Here is a 19,283-nt window from a genome sequence, read left to right as displayed (position 1 = left end):
CGTGCGCGTAGCGATCGTCACAGAGTCGTTTCTCCCGCAGGTCAACGGGGTCACCAACTCCGTCCTGCGGGTACTCGAGCACCTCGAGCAGCGCGGCGACGAGGCCATGGTGCTCGCTCCCGACGCCGACAGCGGCGCCGTACCGCCCTTCGTCAGCGGGGCGCCCGTCGTCGAGCTCGGTTCCATCGGCTTCCCCGGCTACCCCGACGTCCGCGTCGTGGTCGGCAAGAAGTGGCGTACCGAGCGCACGCTCGCGGCGTTCGAACCCGACGTCGTCCACCTGGCCTCTCCGTTCATCCTCGGCTGGCGGGGCATGCTCGCGGCCGAGCGGATGGGCCTGCCGACCGTCGCCGTGTACCAGACCGAGGTGCCGGGCTACGCGTCCCGCTACGGGCTGGGCCACTTCGAGCCACTGCTGTGGAAGCGGGTCAAGGACCTGCACGAGAAGGCGACGCTCAACCTCGTGCCCTCCACCGCGACCATGCGGCAGCTCGCGGCCCACGGCATCCCGAACATGCGGCTGTGGGGGCGGGGCGTGGACACCACGTCGTTCCACCCGCGGTTCCGCGACGAGGGCTGGCGCCGCGCGGTCGGGGGCGACAAGGAGGTGCTGGTCGGGTACGTCGGGCGACTCGCCGCCGAGAAGCAGGTGGAGGCGCTGAGCGTGCTCAAGGACCTGCCGAACGTGCGGCTCGTCGTCGTCGGCGACGGCCCCGAGCGGGAGGCCCTGCACCACCTGCTGCCGACAGCGCACTTCACCGGCTTGCTCCGCGGCCAGGAACTGGCCCGTGCCATGGCCAGCCTGGACGTGTTCGTGCATCCGGGTGAGCTGGAGACCTTCGGCCAGACCCTCCAGGAGGCGCACGCGAGCGGCGTCCCCGTGGTGGCGCCCGCCGCCGGTGGACCGCTGGACATCGTGCGGCACTCGCACGACGGATGGTTGTACGCTCCAGGTGACCACAAGGCATTGCGGCGGCACGTGGCCGACCTCGTGGGCGACGAGCGCAAGCGGCTCGCGTTCGGGGCAGCGGCCCGCGAGCGCGCCGAGAGCCGCACCTGGCACGACATCTGCGAAGAGCTCGTGCACCACTACGAAGACGCGATCCGGGTCCATGAAAGGGCTGGGTCGGCGGAGGTTTGACCGTGCGCATCGTTCACATCGCGAATTTCTACGGCCCGCGCTCCGGCGGGATCCGGACCGCGATGCACGCGATGGCCGGACAGTACCTGCGGCACGGTCATGAACCGGTACTCCTGGTCCCCGGCGACCGTGACTCCGTGTCGCAGGTGGACGGCGTCCGCCTCATCACGGTGGCCGCGCCCCGCGCCCCGTTCTCCGGCGGCTACCGGGTGGTGGTCCGCCCGCGCAAGGTACGCCGGCTCCTCGAGGCGCTGGAGCCGGACCGCCTGGAGATCTCGGACCGCACCACTCTGACGGGGATCGGCGACTGGGCGCGTAGCGAAGGGGTGCCGTCGCTCGCCATGCTGCACGAACGGGTCGACGGCGTGCTGCGTTCCTGGGTGCCCGGTCACGGCCCGGACGGGCGCATCGCCGCGCTGGGAGCCGCGACGGCCCCGCGGTTCGCCGACCGCTACAACCTCGCCACCCTGCCGAGGTTCGACCGGCTGGTCGCGACCACCGAGTTCGCCGCCGGTGAGGTGGAGCGCCTGCGCCGGCGAGCGCGCAACACGGTGCTGCCTCCACTCTTCCGGGTCCCGCTCGGCGTGGACCTCGACATGTTCCGGCCGGACCGGTACGACGACGAGTTCCGGGAGCAGTACGCCCCTGCGGGCACCACCCTGATCGTGACCGCCAGCCGGATCTCGCAGGAGAAGCGCGTCGATCTCGCCGTCGACGCCGCCACCCAGGTGATGCGCGACGGCCGCCCGGTACGCCTCGTCGTCGCGGGGGCCGGGCCGCTGCTGCCGAAGGTGCGCGACCGCGCCGCCGCCGCCGGGCTGCCGCACAAGTTCCTGTCGTTCGTCCCGGACCGCGTGCGCCTGGCAACCCTGCTGAGCTGCGCCGACGTCGTCGTCGCTCCGGGTCCCATCGAGACCTTCGGGCTCGCCGCGCTCGAAGCGCTGGCCTCCGGAACTCCCGTGGTGTGCTCCGCGACGAGCGCCCTGCCGGAGATCGTCGGCCCGGCCGGCGCGGCGGCGGCGCCCGAACCGGCACCGCTGGCCCTCGCGATCCACGACGTGCTGGACCGTGACCCCGTCGCCCGGCGCGCGGCGGCGCGGGAGCGCGCGGAGCTGTTCCCGTGGACCGCGACGGGCGCGGCGATGCTGGCGCTGCACGACAAGCCGACGTTCGAGGACTCGGAGGCGCTCACCGGCCGGGCGGCCGCCGACATGGTTCCGGCCGGCTCCCGGCCATGACCCCAGGGCCCGCGGTGGCGGTCGCGCTGGGTGACTCGATCACCGTCGGCGTAGGTGACACCGTCGGGCCCGATGCCCGGCACGGCGCGGGCTGGGCCGCGCACCTGGCCGCTGTGCTGCGGGCCGGCACGTTCCGGAACCTCGCAAGCAACGGATCGCGCGCCCGCGACGTCGCCGACGGCCAGCTCGCCCAGGCGCTCCGCCTCCGCCCGACGCTCGCCACCGTGCTGGTGGGCGGGAACGACGTGCTGCGCAGCGACTTCTCCGCGGAGGAGATCGAGCGAGCCCTGGCCCGGACGGTCGGTGCGCTGGCGGGCGCCGCGAGCGACGTCGTCCTCTTGCGGCTGCCCGTGATCGGGCTGTTCGAGCTCGCGCCGCGTCCCGTGCGACGGGTGATGCGACGCCGGGTCGGCGTGATCAACGCCGCGGTCGACGGCGCCGCGGCGGCCGCCCGGGAGGCGCCGGGACACGTCGCGGTGGTCGACGGCACCGAGGCCATCGCGGCCGCCGGCGCGCGGGCCTGGCACATCGATCGGGTGCATCCGTCGCCGGCGGGGCACCGGACGCTGGCGCTGGAGGTCGCGCGGGTCTGGCTCGGCGGGACGGCGCAGCACGTCGGGGCCGTGCCGTCGACGGCCACGCTGGCCGCCCGGCTGCCCGCGGCGCCGGAACCACCGTCCCGGTGGCAGCGGGCCGGGTGGCTCGTGGCGAAGGGCATCCCCTGGACCTGGCGCCGCGGCGGGGACTTCCTCCCCGGACTGGTCCGCACCGTCGTCTCCGACATCCGGTCCGAGCGGGCGCTCCCCTCCGGGTCGTCGATCACCGGGATCGCGGAGCAGGGGCCGGGCCCGCGCAAGCACCGGAGCTGACCTGCGCACGAGCGATTTCGCTTCCCTTTCCACCCGCATGCGGGGCAAGCTCGACCAGGAAGAGATCGACGCGACGGTGCGGCAGTGGGCGTCTACGGCGGCAAGGGATCCTGGTCGTAGCGGACCAGCACGCCCGCTCCTCGGGGACCGGGTCAGCCCCGAGGGAGCAGCCGCGGCACCGCCGCCTCCGCCCGGCATGTCCGCCGTGCGGGGGCGGCGGTGCCGCCAGGAGTCGAGACCGGTTTCGCCCCGGCGGGCCGGGCACCGCGCGGTCAGCTCCTGCCGGTCAGGATCATCCAGGTCAGCTCTTGCCACCGCCCGGTTTGGCCGCAGTGAGCGTGACCGGGGCACTCGTCTCGCTGCCGTGGGGGTTGGTCGCCGTGGCGCGCACGAGCACGCCGTCGGTGTCCGGCGTCGCGCGGAGGCTGAACGTGGACGTGCCGTCGTCCGACGTCGCCGGCTGCCCCTTCTCGGGTGCGCGCCAGGTGGCGCCGTCGTCGTCGGACACCTCCCACAGGACGAGCGGGCGCGGGGTGCCCGCGGCCGTGGCGGTGAACGACGCCTTCCTGCCGATCCGGGCCGACGCGTCCGTCGGCGCGGTGGTCAGGGTGGCGGCGTCGACCGTCGTGTCGACCACGGGCCAGCCGTCCACCCAGTCGAGGCGCTGCAGGCCGAGCGTCGGAAAGTAGGGGATCTCCTCGTTGGACGCGTCGTAGTAGTGGAACGCCAGGACGTCGTCGTCCACGGACTGCCCGCCCGGGCCGACGATCGCACCGTGGGCGTCCAGCAGGATCGTCCCGCCGCCGCCGAACATGTCCCGGCCGTCCCGGTCCAGGTACGGGCCGGTCACGTCACGCGAGCGGCCGACAGCCACCTTGTAGGTGCTGTCGCCGCCGGCGCAGCACCGGTCGAAGGAGACGAAGAGGTAGTACCAGCCGTCGCGCTCGTAGATGTAGGGCGCCTCGACCGGGTTGCCCGGCTGGAAACGGTCGACCAGGTGGACGGCGTCCTGCAGGGCTCCGTCCACGGGCTTGCCGCTGGGCCAGGAGATCTCCACCAGGAAGATGCCGTACCAGTAGGAGCCGATCGCCATGTACGGGGTGCCGTCCGCGCCGGTGACGATACCGGCGTCGATGGCATTGAACGTCTTGCCGTTCTCGATCTCCTGCGGGGAGGTGATCACGGCGCCCTGGTCGACCCACTCGTAGTCGGGGTCGTCGGGGTTCAGGGTGGTGTTCGTGGCCAGCGCCGTGACGCTGTTGTTGGTGCCGAAGCGGCTGGCCGAGTAGTAGAGGTAGTAGGTGCCGTCGTGCTCGTGGACCTCCGGGGCCCAGAGACTGCCGGGGAGTTCGCCGTCGGAGAAGTGCTCGTCGATCCACGCGGGGATCTCGTCCCAGACGGTGCCCTCGTAGGCCCACGTGACGCCGTCGTCGTGGGAGGACCAGATCTGGACCGTGCCGCCGTTCTCCCGGTTGACCAGGCCGGTGGAGTAGACGTACCAGGTGCCCGTGCGCTCGTCGACGACGAGGGCGGGGTCGTGGATCGGGGAGGTGTCGCCGGTGACCGTGATGCCGCCGGTGGCCGGAGCGGCGACGGGGGTCGTGGGAGCGTTCGTTGCCGCGGAGCCTTCCGCGGTGGCGCTGCTTGCCGGGGCTACCGGCGCGAGCAGCAGGAGCCCGGCTGCGAGTGCGGCCGCGGTGCGGCCTGCGAGGCGGGGACGTGCCATGGTGGTTCCTCTCGATGTACAACGTTGTAAATCGCTGCTCGACGAGGCTAGCCAGGCCGACCCGGTGGGTCAAGGGGTATCGATTGGGCGATCGCGGGTCGGAGCAGGTATCCTGCTACGGCCCGCTCAGGCGGGCGCCAGGTAGCGTGTCCGAGCGGCCTAAGGAGCACGCCTCGAAAGCGTGTGTGGGTTAACAGTCCACCGTGGGTTCAAATCCCACCGCTACCGCACCCGCAGTGAGATCCGAGCCCCTGACCAGCGGAAACGCTGGTCAGGGGCTCGAGTCTTCGGCCTGACTCCCGGCAAATCCCCGGTGACGGCTCTCGGACGGCAGAATCGGCCGGAGCCCGGGCTCAGTACGGCGCCTTCAGCCCTGGAAACATCGGGTAGTGCTTGAGGTTGCAGGTCCACAGCGCGCCGCCGGTGACGTCGGCCGTGGCCGCAATGACGTAGTCGGCGATGTCGATCGTCGAATGCGAGCGCCGGTATGTCCTCGCGTAGCGCCCGGCAGCGTCGGCGACGCGCTCGTCGACCTCGATCCAGTCGATGACGTCCAGGAGCGCATGGGTCTTGGACTTCTCCGGCGAGCGCATCCCACCGAGCAGCTCGGTGCGGGTCAGGACGGACGCCGTGACTCGTCGCCCGAATCGGCGCGCCCCGATCAGCGCGTCACGCGCCTCGGGCACCCCACGGAGGTGATCGATGAACACCGAGGTGTCGACCACCAGCGGCTGGGCGCTCACCACTCGGCAAACCTGTCACCGCGTCCCGGCCGGATCGTCTCGACGTAGGCGGCGCCGTCCGTCTCCTTGTCCGCCAGTGAGCCAAAGCTCGCTTCGAGCGCTTGGGTGAACGCATCGACGTCCGCCCCGCCATAGGTACGGTCGATCGCGCGTCGCACCAGTTCGGCCAGACCGAGTCCGGAGGCGCGCGACTCCGCGAGCAGCCGCTCGTACTGCTCATCCTCCAGGGTGATCTGCGTGCGATGGCTCATGATGTAAACCTACATCATGAGCCATCGCAAGGCCGGCGCGTACCGCCGACAGCTCGCGTCAGCCGACCGCGTACTCGTCGATCGCCGCCAGCTCGCCGTCGGTGAAGGCCGGGCTGCTCAGCGCGCCCAGGTTGTCCTCGAGCTGCGCGACACTGCTCGCGCCGACGATGACGCTCGTCATGCGCTCGTCGCGCAGCGCCCAGGCCAGCGCCATCTGGGCGAGCGTCTGACCGCGTTCGACGGCGATCGCGTGCAGGCCCTTGATGCGTGCGAGCGCGGTCTCGTCGAGGCGGTCCTTCATCCACTCCTGCGCGGCCGCGCGCGAGCCGGCGGGGACCCCCTTCAGGTACCGGTCGGTCAGCATGCCCTGGGCCAACGGGCTGAAGACGATGCAGCCGGCGCCCACCTCCTCCAGCGCGTCGAGGAGGCCGTCGCGTTCGGTCCAGCGGTTGAACATGGAGTACGACGGCTGGTTGATCAGCAGTGGTGTGCCCAGGTCTGCCAGGATCGCGGCGGCCCGGCGTACCTGCGCGGCGTCGTAGTTCGACACCCCGACGTACAGCGCCCTCCCCGACCGCACGATGTGGTCCAGCGCGGCCATGGTCTCTTCGAGCGGTGTGTCCGGGTCGGGGCGGTGGTGGTAGAAGACGTCGACGTAGTCCAGCCCCATCCGCCGCAAGGACTGGTCGAGGGACGCGACCAGGTACTTGCGCGAGCCGAAGTTTCCGTAGGGCCCCGGCCACATGTCGTAGCCCGCCTTGGAAGAGATCACCAGCTCGTCTCGGAAGGGCCGGAGGTCGGCCGCGAGATGCCGGCCGAAGTTCTCCTCGGCGGCGCCGTACGGCGGGCCGTAGTTGTTGGCCAGGTCGAAATGGGTGACACCCAGGTCGAAGGCGCGGCGCAGGATGTCGCGCTGGGTCTCCAGCGGACGGTTGTGGCCGAAGTTCTGCCACAGGCCCAGCGAGATCGCGGGAAGCTGCAGCCCGCTGCGTCCGGAGCGCCGGTAGTGCATGGAGTCGTAGCGGTCGTCCGCGGGGTGGTAGGTCATGCCGCGACCTCCCGGCGGACGGCGTCGGTGCCCGTGCGGGGCAGGAACGGGTTCTCGGGTCTGGGCTTCGCCATGATGCTCGTCTCTCTCGTCGCGCCGAGGCCGCGTCACCGCAGCCGTCGCGCGCCGGGACCGCCGGCGTCGTGCGGCACACCTGACGCGCGCTCTCCCGCTCAGCCTCTCACCAGCTCCGCGAAGACGATCACGTTGTCCAGGTGACGCCCCGACTCCTCGTCGAAGGCGCCACCGCAGGTGATGACCCGTAGTTCCGGCCCCTTCGTCGCGCCGTAGACGTCGATCCGCGGGAATTCGGCCTTGGGGGCGCTCTTGATCTCGGTCACCTCGAAGATCGCGGTGCTGCCGTCGGCCCGGTCCACCTCGATGCGGTCACCCTCGCGCGTGTTCCCCAGTTCGAAGAAGACCGACGGCGCGTAGCCGCTCCCGGTGACGTGCCCCTCGAGTACGGCGGGACCGACCTCGCCGGGCGTGGGCGACCCGTCGTACCACGCGACCTCGTCGTAGCGCTCCCCCGAGGGGACCTGGAGCCTGCCGTCCGCGTCCAGGCCGAGGCCGTGGACGGGCGACTCGACGCCGATGCTCGGGATGCGTACGGCGGTGGGCCGCGAGGCGGGCATCGGCCGCACCGCAGGCTCGTCGGACGCCTCCGGAGCGGCTGCCGAGGCTCCTGAGGACGACGACGGCGAGGGGGCGGTCACCTCCCCCGGCGACGTGCTCGGTGCGGGAGGTTCCCGCTCGGCCACGCCGGCGGCCACGGGCGGTGCCGGTGGCGGACCGACCTGCTGGTTGGCCGCCCAGACCACGGCACCTCCGCCGATGACGAACAGCGCGGCGCACGCCGCCACCACCGATGTGCGGTGGCGGCGTGCACCGTCCTTCGCCGACCCCGTGGTCACTTGGTGGCGCGACGCCGGGCGGCGATCAGGCCGAAGGCGCCGAGGCCCATGGCCAGGGTGCCGAGGGCGAAGGCGGCCGGGTACTCGATGCCGGCCGTGGAGGCACCGCCGGTCTCGACGCCACCCTCCGGCATGCTCATCTGCGCCACGTTCAGCTCGCCGCAGGCAGCCGGGTCGGTCGCCTCGGACGGCAGGCTCGGGTCGAGGTCGGACTTCGTGTCGCCGTCGTACGTGCCCGAACCGTCGTGGTCGACACCGTGCACGACGACGACGCCGTCACCGGCGGCGATCTGCTGAGCCACCTCCTCGGAGACCGTGATGGTCCGCGAGTAGGTGTTGCTGGCGTCGGCGGGGAAGTTCTCGACGTCGAGCGCGGCGTCGGGCCCGGTCTTGCCGGGCTCGTTCGTCAGCGACACCGCGACGGCGCCGTACTGGTCGGCGGCGTCGCTGACCTGCAGGGCACCCTCGAAGCCGCTGCCCTCCTGGTCGTTCGACGGGCAGACGTTCTGCCCGCCGATGTGGATGTGCTGAGCGTGCGGTGCGCCCGCGAGCAGGCCCTGGGTCTCGAGCTTGATCTCGACCTGCGTGCCGTCGACCATGGCCCACGCCGTTCCGGAGGCACCCGAGTCGTTGAGCTGGGTGAGTTCGGCGGTGAGCTCGTGGCCGCTGTGGTCGTCGGCGACGGCAGGCCCCACTGCCAGGGGCAGGCCGACGAGGGTCGCGGTGGTGGCGATGATGGCGAGTCGTGTCTTGCGCATGACGTGTCCTCCTGTAGACCGGCGGCAAGGTGCCGCCTGAGTAGGGCATCGGAGGTTCGGAGCAGCGACCGATCCGGATGGGTCCGCATCCGAAAGTCCCGCCTCACGTGGGCGAGCAGGCGCGTTCGGGCCCGCCGCAGTCGGGCCTGAGAGGCTTCACGCGCCCGCCGCTCCCGTCAGATGCCGAGCAGCATGAGATCCAACCCACGGATCAGGTCGGGATCGGTGAACGTGTCCAGCGCGGTGATCCGCTCGTCCTCGATGGTGAAGACCATGACGCTGGGGGACCCTCCGGCGGCGCCGCCGATGGCGCCGATCTTGTCGCCCACCCGGACCAGGTGCCCGCTCCGCGCCATGGACGAGAAGGTGATCGCGCGGCCGGCGACGGTGGCGGCACCGCGGACGATGAGGTCGATGTCGCCGCCGTGCGTACGAAGGGTGATGTCGGGATCGAGAAGCGTCACCAAGGCCTCGAAATCGCCCTCGCGGGCAGCCGCGGCGAACGCCTCGGCCACGCCGCGCCGCGCGGCGATCTCACCGCTCGGCGGCTCGGGGTTCCCGCGCACCCGGCGGCGGGCACGGCTGGCGAGCTGCCGTGCGGCGGCCGGTGAGCGGTCCACGATGCCGGCGAGCTGGTCGAAGGGAACGCCGAACAGGTCGTGGAGCACGAAGGCCAGCCGCTCGGCCGGATCGAGGGTCTCCAGGATCACCAGGAGGGCCAGGCCCACGGAATCGGCCAGCAGCGCGGCCGCCTCGGGGTCGGCCGCGTCGGGCGGGGCAGGGACGTCGCCCGCCACCTCGGGCAGCGCCCGCTCACGCTTGGACCTGCGCGACCGCAGTTCATCGAGGCACACGCGCCCCACCACGGTGGTCAGCCAGCCGCCCAGGTTCCGGATCTCGCCGGATCCGGCGGCGGCCAGCCGGAGCCAGGCCTCCTGCACGGCGTCCTCGGCCTCGGCGGTCGAGCCGAGCATCCGGTAGGCGACCGCCACCAGGCGCGGGCGTTCCTCCTCGAAACGGCAGGCGAGCAGACGGTCCTCGTCCTTGACCCTGTCCTCCATGACTTCTCCTTCTCTCGGTACCGCCCGGACGTGCCGCCGGTTTCCCCGGCCGCACCCATGACGAACGACCGCCCGCGATTGTGACCGCGCCAGCCCTCGACGCCGGGATGTGAGGCCGGACACACCCGGTCACGTTCTCGGCGCGCCAGGCGTCATCCCGGCGAGACCACGAACCACGAGAACGAAGGACACCACCATGGAACCGCGCTTCGACTACTCCACCAGCCCTCTCGCCGCGAAGATCATCAAGCACCTCAGCTCCGCCGCCAAGGCAGCCGAGTCCGCCGGCCTGCCCGCCGAGATCCCGAACCTGGTGCTCCTGCGGGCGAGCCAGATCAACGGCTGCGGCTTCTGCACGGACATGCACTACAAGGACGCCGTCCACGCCCAGGAGGACCCGATCCGCCTCAACCTGGTCGCCGCCTGGCACGAGGCCACCGTCTTCACCGACGCCGAGCGCGCCGCGCTGGCCCTGACGGAGGAGGGCACCCGCATCGCCGACGCCCGGACCGGCGTCGACGACGACGTGTGGGAGTCCGCCCGCAAGCAGTTCTCCGACGACGAACTCGTCGGGCTCATCGCCCTCATCGCGGTCATCAACGCCTACAACCGGCTCAACGTCCTCGTCGGCACGCCGGCCGGCACCTACCAGCCGGGCCAGTTCGCCTGACCAGAGACGGGACGGCCTCCGCGACCCCGGGAGCACTCCCGGGGCCCGGAGCACCCGCTCAGTACACGACCGGCCACCCGCCGTCGTACCGCAGCAGGTTGATGCCGAGCTGCGCCACGCCGTCGTCCCGGTAGTAGTGGTAGAAGAGCGCGTCCCCATCGCTGTCCGCGAGCACCGTCTGGTGCCCCGGGCCGTGCACCGAGCCATGACTCGCGAGGATCTCGGTTCCCCCGCCGTTCATCATCGGTGTCCCGGCACGGTCCACGTACGGCCCGGTGATCGACGTCGAACGACCCGCCATCACGCGGTAGGTCGAGTCGGCGCCCTGGCAGCACCGGTCGAACGACACGAACAGGTAGTAGTAGCCGTCCCGGTGGTGGATGGTCGGCGCCTCGATCGCGCCGCCGCCGCGGCTCGCGATGCTGTGGAACTCCGACCCCGACCGCATGCCCGTCGAGGAGTCGAGCCGGATCAGCTTGATCCCCGACCAGAACGAACCGAAGCTCATCCACCAGTCGCCGTTCTGGTCCTCGGTGACGGCGGGGTCGATGGCGTTGAAGTCGTCGCCGGTGCCGGACTCGACGACGACGCCGCGGTTGGTCCACGTCCCCGACGCGCCCGTGGGGCTCGTCGCGAGGAAGATCGCCGACCTGTTCTCACCGAACGACGACGCCGAGTACCAGAGGTAGTACTGCCCGTTGGCGTACTTGAGCTCCGGCGCCCACAGGTTGCGCTCGCCGCCGGTGTACTCGTCGGCCCACGGGGTGCCGCCGGGGAACGCGGCACCGACGTCGGTCCAGTTCGTCCGGTCGCTGGAGGTCTTCAGCCCGACGCCGTTGGCCGTGAAGGCCAGCAGGTACTCGCCGTCAGGCTTCTTCAGGACCTCCGGGTCGTGGGCGAACGTGTCGCCGGTGACGGGCCCGGGGCCGGGGTACGCGGCGGCGACGCTGTCCACCGCGACCATCCGCCACTGCTGGTTGGCCGCGTTCGTGTCGTCGTACTGCGAGACGCGGGCACCGTCGGCGGTGGACCACTCCCACAGGTCGAGTGCCTTGCCGCTGTTGCGGTTGACGAGCTGGATGTTGCCGGACACGTCCTGGACGCTGAACTCCTGGTTGGCGTTGCCGAGGTCGGACCACTGGACGACGCTCGCCCCGTTGTCGACCGAGTGTTCGTAGATCTCGGCCACGAGGCCGCTGCAGCGGTTCATCAGGCGGTAGTAGCCGCCGCCCGAGTCGAGGAATCGCCACTGCTGGGCGCAGGTGTCGTTGCGCGTGAACTGGGTGAGCTCCGCGCCCTCGGCGGACGAGCCTCCTCCGATCTCCATCGCCTTGCCGCTGTGCTGGTTGACCAGGACGTACCAGGCGCCGGTGTCGATGGTGGCGGCCGACGCCGGTCCGGCCGACGGGACCACGAGACACGTGAGGGCGAGAGCCAGGGCGGCGAACAGGGTCAGCGCCGCCCGGGGACCTCGCCGTGCGAGAACCCGTGTCGGTTCCATACAGACCTCCTCCTTGAGGTTTCGGCACCCGGCCGGGCGCCACGAGCCAGTTTTCATCGATGTAGAACCTCTCGTCAAGACCCCCGCTCCTCGGACCCCGACATCCGTGCCGCCGTCGGCAGCCCTCTGAGCAGCGGCGCTACCCCGCCACGCGACCCCTCAGTAGGCTCGTCCACGTGCAGCCCGTCTCGCGTCCCACCACCTGGCAGCCCGAGCCAGTCGTCGTCCCCCTGACAACCGTGGACGACGCCGTCCGCGTGCTCAGCGGGGCTCGGTTCGTCGCCCTGACCGGCGCGGGGATCTCCACGGACTCCGGCATTCCCGACTACCGCGGGCCCGGCTCACCCCCGCGGAACCCCATGACCTACCAGCAGTTCATCGGCGACGAAGCCTTCCGCCGGCACTACTGGGCCCGCAACCACGTGGGCTGGCGGCACATGCACCGCACCGAACCGAACGCGGGACACCGCGCGCTCGTGCGGCTCGAGGAGCGCGGCGTCCTGGCCGGGACCATCACCCAGAACGTGGATCTCCTGCATCAGGAGGCAGGGTCCCGCGACGTGATCGACCTGCACGGACGCTACGACCGAGTGATCTGCCTGGCCTGTTCGCAGGTGGTGTCGCGCGCCCGTCTCGCGGAGCGTCTGGACGCGCTCAACCCGGGGTTCGCGGAGTCGATCGGCACGGTGGGTGACATCGAGATCGCCCCCGACGCGGACGCCGTCGTCTCCACCACCTCCCACTTCAGGCCCGCACCGTGCGACTCCTGCGGCGGCGTGCTCAAGCCCGAGATCGTCTACTTCGGCGAGAACGTGCCACGAGCCCGCGTCGAAGCGGCGTACGCGATGGTGGACGACGCCGACGCCCTGCTCGTCGCCGGATCGTCGCTGACCGTGATGAGCGGTCTGCGATTCGTGAAGCGGGCGGCGAGGGACGGCAAACCCGTGGTCATCGTCAATCGCGGCGTCACGCGCGGCGACGCGCACGCCACGGTCAAGGTCGACGGCGGGACGAGCGTGGTACTGCCCGCCCTCGCCGCGCGTCTCCCGAATGCCCGCCCCTCCTCCCGGTAGTGCCTCGCCTGTCGATTTGTCCGATCAAGTCACTGGCGCGTCAAATCGGAATCTTGCTACCGTCGTCGCACCGCAACCTGGAAGGGACGACGACGTGCCTGCTCCGAGCCTCGGCGACTGGGCGACCCACAGCCCGTACAGCGACCCCGCGCCGCACACCGACCTGCTGACCGCCATCCCGCCCGAGCCCTCCGCCGTGCACACGGCCGCGTGCGCGACCGTGGTGCACTACCGGGACCCGGAGCTGCCCGGCGGGCCCACCCAGGACCAGTGGGACGACATCGACCGGCGCTGGCTCTCGTCCACCCTCGACGCCGCGACCGAACGTGCCGACGGCCCGCTGGACGCCCCGCGCGGACCCGCGCTCCAGGTCGCCGGCTGCTGCCGCGACCACACACTGTTCTCGCTCGGCGTCCTGCGGGGTCACGGCGTGCCCGCCCGGTCACGGATCGGCTTCGCCCGGTACCTCGAGCCCGGGTTCGGCGCGGATCACGTGGTGGTCGAGCACTGGGACGGTGCCCGCTGGGTGCGCTGGGACCCGGAGCTCGCTCCCGGCGACGAGTGGGACTTCGATCCCTACGACATGCCCGTCACCGTCACCCGTGACCCGGCGTCGGGCCTGGACCAGCCGTTCGTCACCGCGGCGCAGGCCTGGCTCGCGATCCGGGCCGGTGCGGCCGACCCGGCGAAGTTCGGGGTGGCGGGGGTGCCGGAGCTCTCCGGCCGGGACTTCGTGCGGCGCTACGTGCTGCTGGAGGTCGCCCACCGGCACCGTGACGAGCTGCTGCTGTGGGACGTCTGGGGGCCGGTCCTCGGGGCACTGTCCGACGACACCCCGCAGGCGGAAGCCGGCAGACGGGCCGCCGCGGCGGCGGGCATGCCGGGCCTCGACGTGTCGTCCGAGGAGTTCGACGCCCTCGCCGACGAGCTCGCCCATCTCCTGATCGCCGCGGACGCCGGGGACGGCGTCGCCGCCGAGGAACTCGCCGAACTCTACGAGGGAGACCCTCGCCTGCACCCGGGAACGCACGTCGGCACGTACTCCCCGTCGCACCGCGGCGGCATCACCGACCTGGCCACCCGCACCACAACGTGGCAGCCCTCCAGCTCAACCTGACACCCCACCCCCGTGCCCCCACCCCCGTGGCACCCACGCGCGACCACGCCCTTTCGAGGGGGTGGTCACGCTCCCACCCCTCGAAATGACGTGGTCGATCAGGAATGACGTGGTCGCGTGGAGACTCGGCGCGGCCGGCGGGCATCGAAGAAGTCGCGGAGGAGGGCGCCGCACCGCTCCTCGCGGATGCCGCCGATCACCTCGATCTCGTGATGGGCGCGGCGGTCGCGCACGAGGTCCCACACCGAGCCCGTCGCCCCGGCCTTGGGATCCCACGCCCCCAGGACCAGGCGTGACACCCGGGCCAGCAGGAGCGCCCCCGCGCACATCACGCAGGGTTCGAGCGTGACGACGAGCGTGCAGCCCTCCAGCCGCCACTCGCCCCGCGCCGCCGCGGCGGCCCGCAGGGCCTGGACCTCGGCGTGCGCCGTCGGGTCGCCACCCGCCTCGCGCTCGTTGTGCCCGACGGCGATCGTGCGCCCGGCCTCGTCGAGCACCACCGCGCCCACGGGGACGTCGTCGGACCCGAGCGCCTCGGCGGCCTCTGCGAGCGCCGCGTCCATGGCGGTCTCCCACGCCGCGGTCCGCTCGGCGAGCGTCACACCCGGAAAGCCGTCGGTCATGCGGCCCAGCCTATTCGCCGGCCGGTACGGTGGCTTCATGCGCCTGCACGTTGCCGATCACCCGCTGGTGGACCACAAGCTCACCACCCTGCGGGACGAGACCACGCCGTCCGCCACGTTCCGCCTCCTGGTCGACGAGCTCGTCACCCTGCTCGCGTACGAGGCCACCCGTGGCATCGCCACCGTGCCCAAGGAGATCCGCACCCCGGTCACGTCGATGACCGGCACCACGCTGGCCTCCCCCGCGCCGCTCGTGGTGCCGATCCTGCGCGCCGGCCTCGGCATGCTCGACGGCATGACCCGCCTGCTCCCGACGGCGGAGGTGGGGTTCCTCGGGATGATGCGCGACGAGGAGACCCTGAAGGCCGTCACGTACGCCAACCGCCTGCCCGACGACCTCACCGGGCGTCATGTGTTCCTGCTCGACCCGATGCTCGCCACGGGCGGCACGCTGGTCGCGGCGATCGACTACGTCTTCGAGCGCGGCGCGCGCGAGGTGACCGCGGTCTGCCTGCTCGCGGCGCCCGAGGGGCTCGAGCTCGTCGAGAAGCACGCGGGCGGGCGGGTCGACGTGGAGATCGTCGTCGCGGCCGTGGACGAGCGCCTCAACGAGAAGGCCTACATCGTGCCCGGCCTCGGCGACGCGGGTGACCGGCTGTACGGCGTGGTCTGAGCAACCCGGCCCCGGCTCCGGCCGGCGTCACGCTCCGTAGCTTCGGCCCCAGATGCTCGGCGGGATGAACGTGGCCTGCTCGACCCGCTCGTCGCCGGCGTCGCCGCCCTCGTCCTCGCAGTGCCTGCCGAACAGCGCGTCGAACCAGTTCGGTGCCTCCGAGCCGTCCTGGCACCTGTCCTGCGACCAGCAGACCACCTGCGCCACCTCGTAGCCGCGTTCGACCGTGCGCACGGTGCCCTCGAACTCGCGGCTGAGCCGCACGAGCACCTCCAGGTCGGGGACCGGCGCGGCCGAGCTCGGCAGGACGAGCGTCGCCTTCCCCCGGGCGGGCACCTCGGTCTCGTGGCCGCTCCGTCCGGAGTACTTCCCCACGAGGCTTCCCCGCCAGGTGACACCGCTCGTGTTGCGCACGTCCGCGACCACCTGTTCGTGGCCGTCCACGCACCGCGCCTCCACCTGGACCGCGACGGAGTCGTCGGGCCAGCCCAGGTGGGCGCAGGACGGGAACGACACGTCGATGTCGCCGAGCGTCCGCTCGCCCGACAGGAGGGGAAGCCGTTCGGTGCCCCACGGCACCCGTGTCACCACGGTGCCGGTCTCACCCGCCGCCACCGTGAGCGTCGTGCCGCCCAGCCGGAAGGTCACGGGCAGGGTGGAGGCGCTGTTGTCCACCGGGATCCGGAACGTCCCGATCGAGGCGCCTCGGTCGGTGTCGTAGGTGCACTCCGCACCCACCGCGTGCCGCGCGACGTATGTCGGCGCGATCACGGCCTGCCCGTACGTGGCCTTGGGCTCGGCGTCGGGCCGGGCCGGGCCGGTGGGCGGATCACCGTCCTTGTCGACCGTCCAGCGGGCCAGCTGGAAGGTCACCGCGCCGGCGGGCAGGCGCTGGCGCCCCGTGGCCACCGTGAACGTTTCCCGACCGCCCGGCGGCACGGTCCGCGCCTCCGAGACCAGCGTGCCGGACCTCCCCTTCACGACCATCTTCACGCTCATGGCCTCGTCCGACGTGTTCGCGAGGGTGCCCCGGACGCCGACCCTGCCGGCGGCGTTCACGGTGTCGGCCTTGGCCGTCGCGCTCCAGTCGGGGTCGTAGCAGTCCAGGGCGGCGAGTTCGCCCGCGGGCACCCGGTGCTCGTAGGCGGTGCCCTCCACGACCCGGGTGAGGACCCAGGTCGCCGAGCCTCCGGGGACGCGGATGCCCTCGTCGCGCCGGAGCGTGACGCTCTCGCCAGGTGACAGCGGGTCGATGTGCGAGACGGTGTCACCGGCCGCCTCGAGCGCGACGGACACCGTTCCCGGCGTCGTGTTCGTGTAGGTGCCGGCGATCTGGGCCCTCGCCTCGTCCACCCCGCCGGACTCGACGCACTTCGCCGCGAGCGCGCCGACGCCGTGCGCGGCGCCCGCCCATGCCGACGTCACGGTGACCTGGGCCCGGGCGCCGTTCGCGTGGGAGACGTCGGCCGGTGTCACGCTGGCCGTGCCCGTGGCCTGGGCGGTGGCTACCGCGGCGCCCGGGAGGGCGACCAGGGCGAGCGGCAGGTCACGCCAGTGTCCCGGGGTGATCCGGGACGGCTCCCCGGCAGCGCAGGACCAGGTCCGCGCCTCGACGACCGTGCAGACGAGTGCGGTCTGCTCCGCGGCGGGGCGGACGCCCTCGGGCAATGTCACCGCCATGGACCAGCCCGACGTCGCGTCCCGGTCGCCGGTGTTCCCGATCTGCACGGGAAGGACGCCCCTGCCGGGTGACGCGAGGCCGGTGGCCTCGGACCGCACCGTGAGTTCCGGGCCGAACGACGCGACCTGCCGCGCGGGCAGTTCCATGGAGGTCGCGTCGATCTCGTCGGCTCGCAGCTCGGCGGCGATCGGGTAACTGCCGCCGGCCTGCGCACGCACGGTGACCTGCACCTCGTGGGTCACGCCGGCGCCCAGCAGCCCGACGTCGCACAGGACGGCGCCCGGCTCGGCACCCGGCGTGCAGACGGTCCGCGCCGGGTCGGCCTGGTCGCCCGCGGCGCTGTCCGCGTCCGCTTCGGAGCCGGTGCCGGAGCCGTCGTCGTCGTCGGCCGTGCCCGCCTGGCCGGACGGGGTCTCCGCCGCGGCCGGGGGCGTGCGCGCCGCGTCTCCGGTGCCGGGGTCGCCCTTCTCACCCGGGGCGCTGGTGCGGCCGTCGCCAGACCGTCCGGCCGGGTCGCCGCTGGAGGGCTCATCAGCGGAGCCGGCGATCGACCTCCCGATACCCGTGCCCGACGCCGATTCCTGGGCGGCCATCGTCATCCCGTCAGGCAGAGTGAGACGCACGCTCGTCCCGGTGACCTCGGCCCCGCCGCGGTTCTCCAGCGTGAGCACGACGTCCTGCGCCCGCCGCGGCTCCAGCGGCGAGTCACCACCGACGAAGGACAGCGAGAGGTCTTCGACGAGTGGAAGCAGGTTCGCCGGATCGGCGGCGCGCTCCTCCGGCGGGGCGACCGGATCCCCGCTCGACGTCGGCTCAGGAGACATCGACGCCTCGGGCGACGCCACGACGACCTCGGACGGCCTGTGTTCCGCGTCGGCGTGCGTACCGATGATCTGCAACGCGGCGACCACGCCGACCGTCGCGACCGTGAGCGCCCCGGCAGCCGCCGCACCGCCGGCCCCGACCACGCCGACGGCGGTCGCGCCCGCCGTCGCCCCGGCGACACCGGCCGCCGTGGTCGTGACGGATGCCCCCGCCGTGGCCGCGGCGCCGGCTGTCGTGGTGCCGACCGTCGCCGTCGCGCCGGCGCCCGCCGCCGTCGTGGTTCCCGCGGCCGCCGTCGTGCCCGCGCCCGCCGCGCTCGCCCCGACGCCGATGCCGGAGCCCCCGGCCGCCGCGCTACCGACGCCGCCCGCGCCGGCTGCTCCGCCACCCGCCGCGGTACCCGTGAGCCCACCGGCCGACGCCGCCTTGACGGCCGCCGCGAGGCTCGCCCCCAGCGGGATCGCCGAGCCGACCAGCGCCAGCCCCGCGGCCCCCAGTACGAGCGGTGCGACAACGCACTTCATCCCGTGCGCGACGTCGGCGAGCTCCAGCACGAGTGCGCTGCAGGTGCCGCAGGTGGACAGGTGCCCCTCGATCCGCGCCTTCTCCCGGCGCGACAGGCTGTCGCGGACGTAACCCCCGAGGTGGGGGTTCACGGCACGACACGTGTCCGACGGCGCGTGCGTCAGGTGCTGCTGCAGGTAGCCGTCACGCAGGGCGTCCTTGGCCCGGTACAGGAGCGCGGACACGCCGTTCGGGGTGAGACCCAGGACGGGCGCGACCTGCGCCGGCTTGAGGTCGTCGACCAGGCAGTACCAGAGCACCTCCCGCCAGCGCTCGGGAAGTCCGAAGTACGCGCGCGAGACCACGGAGCGCTCGAAGCCCTGTAGGGCGGGGTCCTCCGAGGAGGCGACCCGGCCGAGCGCGGCCTCGATCTCCGCGTCCTCGGCGGGACGCATCCGGTTCGCCCCGCGGGAGACGTCGTACGCACGGTGTCGCACCACGGTGTAGAGGTAGGTGCGGAACCCGCTGTCCGGGCCGGCGCCGCGACGCAGCATCTCGTAGAGCTTCCCGAAGGCATCGGCGACGACGTCCTCGGCGTCGCCGGGCTTCACGTACTGCCGGGCCAGGGCCCGCGCGGCGGCCGCGTGACGCGTGTAGAGCGCGCCAAATGCCTCCCGGTCCCCTGACCTGACCTGGAGGATCAACTCGGCATCGCTCGGCGCCTCTCCTGCGCCGCGATCCACTTGCGTCACGTTGCCAACCTCGTCGCCTCGGTCTCGTGCCCGTCCGGAGTGGTTCGCCGACGGCTCCTGAACACACTTGACAGATCAGACTATAGGGCCATTGGTGCGGAACGGGGGAGGGTGA

The 19,283-nt window shown here is 72.4% G+C and carries 17 protein-coding genes and 1 tRNA gene; 8 read left to right on the top strand and 10 right to left on the bottom strand.

Annotated elements, in window-relative coordinates; translation table 11 throughout:
- Position 1: 1 nt before the first annotated feature.
- Genes EDD34_RS01140 through EDD34_RS01130 form a run of 3 tightly spaced genes read left to right on the top strand, consistent with a single transcriptional unit; the run spans position 2 to position 3,248 of the window.
- On the top strand, positions 2–1,141 hold the full coding sequence (locus tag EDD34_RS01140) for a glycosyltransferase family 4 protein (RefSeq protein WP_123812942.1): 1,140 nt from the start codon (positions 2–4) through the stop codon (positions 1,139–1,141).
- A 2-nt stretch (positions 1,142–1,143) separates the two neighbouring features.
- Positions 1,144–2,379: a glycosyltransferase gene (locus EDD34_RS01135; protein WP_170176926.1), complete on the top strand. Its 1,236-nt coding sequence runs from the start codon at positions 1,144–1,146 to the stop codon at positions 2,377–2,379.
- The gene (locus EDD34_RS01130; RefSeq protein ID WP_123812941.1) at positions 2,376–3,248 is read left to right on the top strand and encodes a GDSL-type esterase/lipase family protein; all 873 of its coding nucleotides are present in this window, start codon (positions 2,376–2,378) and stop codon (positions 3,246–3,248) included. Before EDD34_RS01135 ends, EDD34_RS01130 begins: the two co-directional genes overlap by 4 nt.
- 301 nt (positions 3,249–3,549) lie before the next feature.
- On the opposite strand, the gene EDD34_RS01125 is transcribed toward EDD34_RS01130, so the two are convergent.
- Positions 3,550–4,974, bottom strand: coding sequence for a glycoside hydrolase family 43 protein (locus EDD34_RS01125; protein WP_123812940.1), 1,425 nt, complete (start codon positions 4,972–4,974; stop codon positions 3,550–3,552).
- Positions 4,975–5,114: 140 nt separating this feature from the next.
- On the opposite strand from EDD34_RS01125, the gene EDD34_RS01120 reads away from it, so the two are divergent.
- Positions 5,115–5,202: transfer RNA gene (locus EDD34_RS01120), tRNA-Ser, on the top strand.
- A gap of 125 nt (positions 5,203–5,327) precedes the next feature.
- On the opposite strand, the gene EDD34_RS01115 is transcribed toward EDD34_RS01120, so the two are convergent.
- The 6 genes from EDD34_RS01115 to EDD34_RS01090 form a co-directional block, all read right to left on the bottom strand.
- Entirely contained in the window at positions 5,328–5,717 is a 390-nt protein-coding gene (locus EDD34_RS01115; protein ID WP_170176925.1) for a type II toxin-antitoxin system VapC family toxin, read from the bottom strand.
- The gene (locus EDD34_RS01110; RefSeq protein ID WP_123812938.1) at positions 5,714–5,968 is read right to left on the bottom strand and encodes a ribbon-helix-helix protein, CopG family; all 255 of its coding nucleotides are present in this window, start codon (positions 5,966–5,968) and stop codon (positions 5,714–5,716) included. Before EDD34_RS01110 ends, EDD34_RS01115 begins: the two co-directional genes overlap by 4 nt.
- Before the next feature lie 58 nt (positions 5,969–6,026).
- Positions 6,027–7,016 (bottom strand): L-glyceraldehyde 3-phosphate reductase, encoded by a 990-nt coding sequence (gene mgrA / locus EDD34_RS01105; RefSeq protein ID WP_123812937.1) that lies wholly within the window; start codon positions 7,014–7,016, stop codon positions 6,027–6,029.
- Between the two features lie 173 nt (positions 7,017–7,189).
- Entirely contained in the window at positions 7,190–7,930 is a 741-nt protein-coding gene (locus EDD34_RS01100) for a class F sortase (RefSeq protein WP_123812936.1), read from the bottom strand.
- The gene (locus EDD34_RS01095) at positions 7,927–8,688 is read right to left on the bottom strand and encodes a CHRD domain-containing protein (RefSeq protein ID WP_123812935.1); all 762 of its coding nucleotides are present in this window, start codon (positions 8,686–8,688) and stop codon (positions 7,927–7,929) included. The genes EDD34_RS01100 and EDD34_RS01095 overlap by 4 nt, the downstream gene beginning before the upstream one ends.
- A 176-nt stretch (positions 8,689–8,864) precedes the next feature.
- The gene (locus tag EDD34_RS01090) at positions 8,865–9,749 is read right to left on the bottom strand and encodes a sigma-70 family RNA polymerase sigma factor (protein WP_123812934.1); all 885 of its coding nucleotides are present in this window, start codon (positions 9,747–9,749) and stop codon (positions 8,865–8,867) included.
- Between the two features lie 196 nt (positions 9,750–9,945).
- On the opposite strand from EDD34_RS01090, the gene EDD34_RS01085 reads away from it, so the two are divergent.
- Positions 9,946–10,419, top strand: coding sequence for a carboxymuconolactone decarboxylase family protein (locus tag EDD34_RS01085; RefSeq protein ID WP_123812933.1), 474 nt, complete (start codon positions 9,946–9,948; stop codon positions 10,417–10,419).
- Positions 10,420–10,477: 58 nt separating this feature from the next.
- Here EDD34_RS01085 and EDD34_RS01080 read toward each other — a convergent pair whose 3' ends face one another.
- Positions 10,478–11,920: a family 43 glycosylhydrolase gene (locus EDD34_RS01080; RefSeq protein WP_123812932.1), complete on the bottom strand. Its 1,443-nt coding sequence runs from the start codon at positions 11,918–11,920 to the stop codon at positions 10,478–10,480.
- A 176-nt stretch (positions 11,921–12,096) separates the two neighbouring features.
- On the opposite strand from EDD34_RS01080, the gene EDD34_RS01075 reads away from it, so the two are divergent.
- Together EDD34_RS01075 and EDD34_RS01070 are read left to right on the top strand one after the other, a co-directional pair.
- Entirely contained in the window at positions 12,097–12,993 is an 897-nt protein-coding gene (locus EDD34_RS01075) for a Sir2 family NAD-dependent protein deacetylase (protein WP_425462333.1), read from the top strand.
- Between the two features lie 94 nt (positions 12,994–13,087).
- Positions 13,088–14,110, top strand: a complete 1,023-nt coding sequence (locus EDD34_RS01070) for a transglutaminase domain-containing protein (RefSeq protein ID WP_211341459.1) — start codon at positions 13,088–13,090, stop codon at positions 14,108–14,110.
- A 98-nt stretch (positions 14,111–14,208) separates the two neighbouring features.
- Here the strand turns inward: EDD34_RS01070 and EDD34_RS01065 are convergent, their stop codons facing one another.
- The gene (locus EDD34_RS01065) at positions 14,209–14,673 is read right to left on the bottom strand and encodes a nucleoside deaminase (RefSeq protein ID WP_123816240.1); all 465 of its coding nucleotides are present in this window, start codon (positions 14,671–14,673) and stop codon (positions 14,209–14,211) included.
- Between the two features lie 97 nt (positions 14,674–14,770).
- Here EDD34_RS01065 and upp point away from each other — a divergent pair, with 97 nt between their 5' ends.
- Complete coding sequence (gene upp / locus EDD34_RS01060) at positions 14,771–15,406, top strand: uracil phosphoribosyltransferase (RefSeq protein ID WP_123812930.1); 636 nt, start codon at positions 14,771–14,773, stop codon at positions 15,404–15,406.
- 27 nt (positions 15,407–15,433) lie between these two features.
- Here upp and EDD34_RS01055 read toward each other — a convergent pair whose 3' ends face one another.
- Entirely contained in the window at positions 15,434–19,168 is a 3,735-nt protein-coding gene (locus tag EDD34_RS01055; RefSeq protein ID WP_123812929.1) for a sigma-70 family RNA polymerase sigma factor, read from the bottom strand.
- Between the last annotated feature and the right edge of the window lie 115 nt (positions 19,169–19,283).

It is taken from the genome of Myceligenerans xiligouense, from assembly GCF_003814695.1.
Lineage (GTDB): Bacteria > Actinomycetota > Actinomycetes > Actinomycetales > Cellulomonadaceae > Myceligenerans > Myceligenerans xiligouense.
This window is presented reverse-complemented; position numbering and strand designations above follow the sequence as displayed.

Bases quoted from the DNA above. Each gene is read 5' to 3' on its own strand.
- mgrA (WP_123812937.1), bottom strand. From the start codon at position 7,016: ATGACCTACCACCCCGCGGACGACCGCTACGACTCCATGCACTACCGG.
- EDD34_RS01090 (WP_123812934.1), bottom strand. From the start codon at position 9,749: ATGGAGGACAGGGTCAAGGACGAGGACCGTCTGCTCGCCTGCCGTTTC.
- EDD34_RS01125 (WP_123812940.1), bottom strand. From the start codon at position 4,974: ATGGCACGTCCCCGCCTCGCAGGCCGCACCGCGGCCGCACTCGCAGCC.
- EDD34_RS01080 (WP_123812932.1), bottom strand. From the start codon at position 11,920: ATGGAACCGACACGGGTTCTCGCACGGCGAGGTCCCCGGGCGGCGCTG.
- EDD34_RS01085 (WP_123812933.1), top strand. From the start codon at position 9,946: ATGGAACCGCGCTTCGACTACTCCACCAGCCCTCTCGCCGCGAAGATC.
- upp (WP_123812930.1), top strand. From the start codon at position 14,771: ATGCGCCTGCACGTTGCCGATCACCCGCTGGTGGACCACAAGCTCACC.
- EDD34_RS01065 (WP_123816240.1), bottom strand. From the start codon at position 14,673: ATGGACGCGGCGCTCGCAGAGGCCGCCGAGGCGCTCGGGTCCGACGAC.
- EDD34_RS01095 (WP_123812935.1), bottom strand. From the start codon at position 8,688: ATGCGCAAGACACGACTCGCCATCATCGCCACCACCGCGACCCTCGTC.
- EDD34_RS01130 (WP_123812941.1), top strand. From the start codon at position 2,376: ATGACCCCAGGGCCCGCGGTGGCGGTCGCGCTGGGTGACTCGATCACC.
- EDD34_RS01110 (WP_123812938.1), bottom strand. From the start codon at position 5,968: ATGAGCCATCGCACGCAGATCACCCTGGAGGATGAGCAGTACGAGCGG.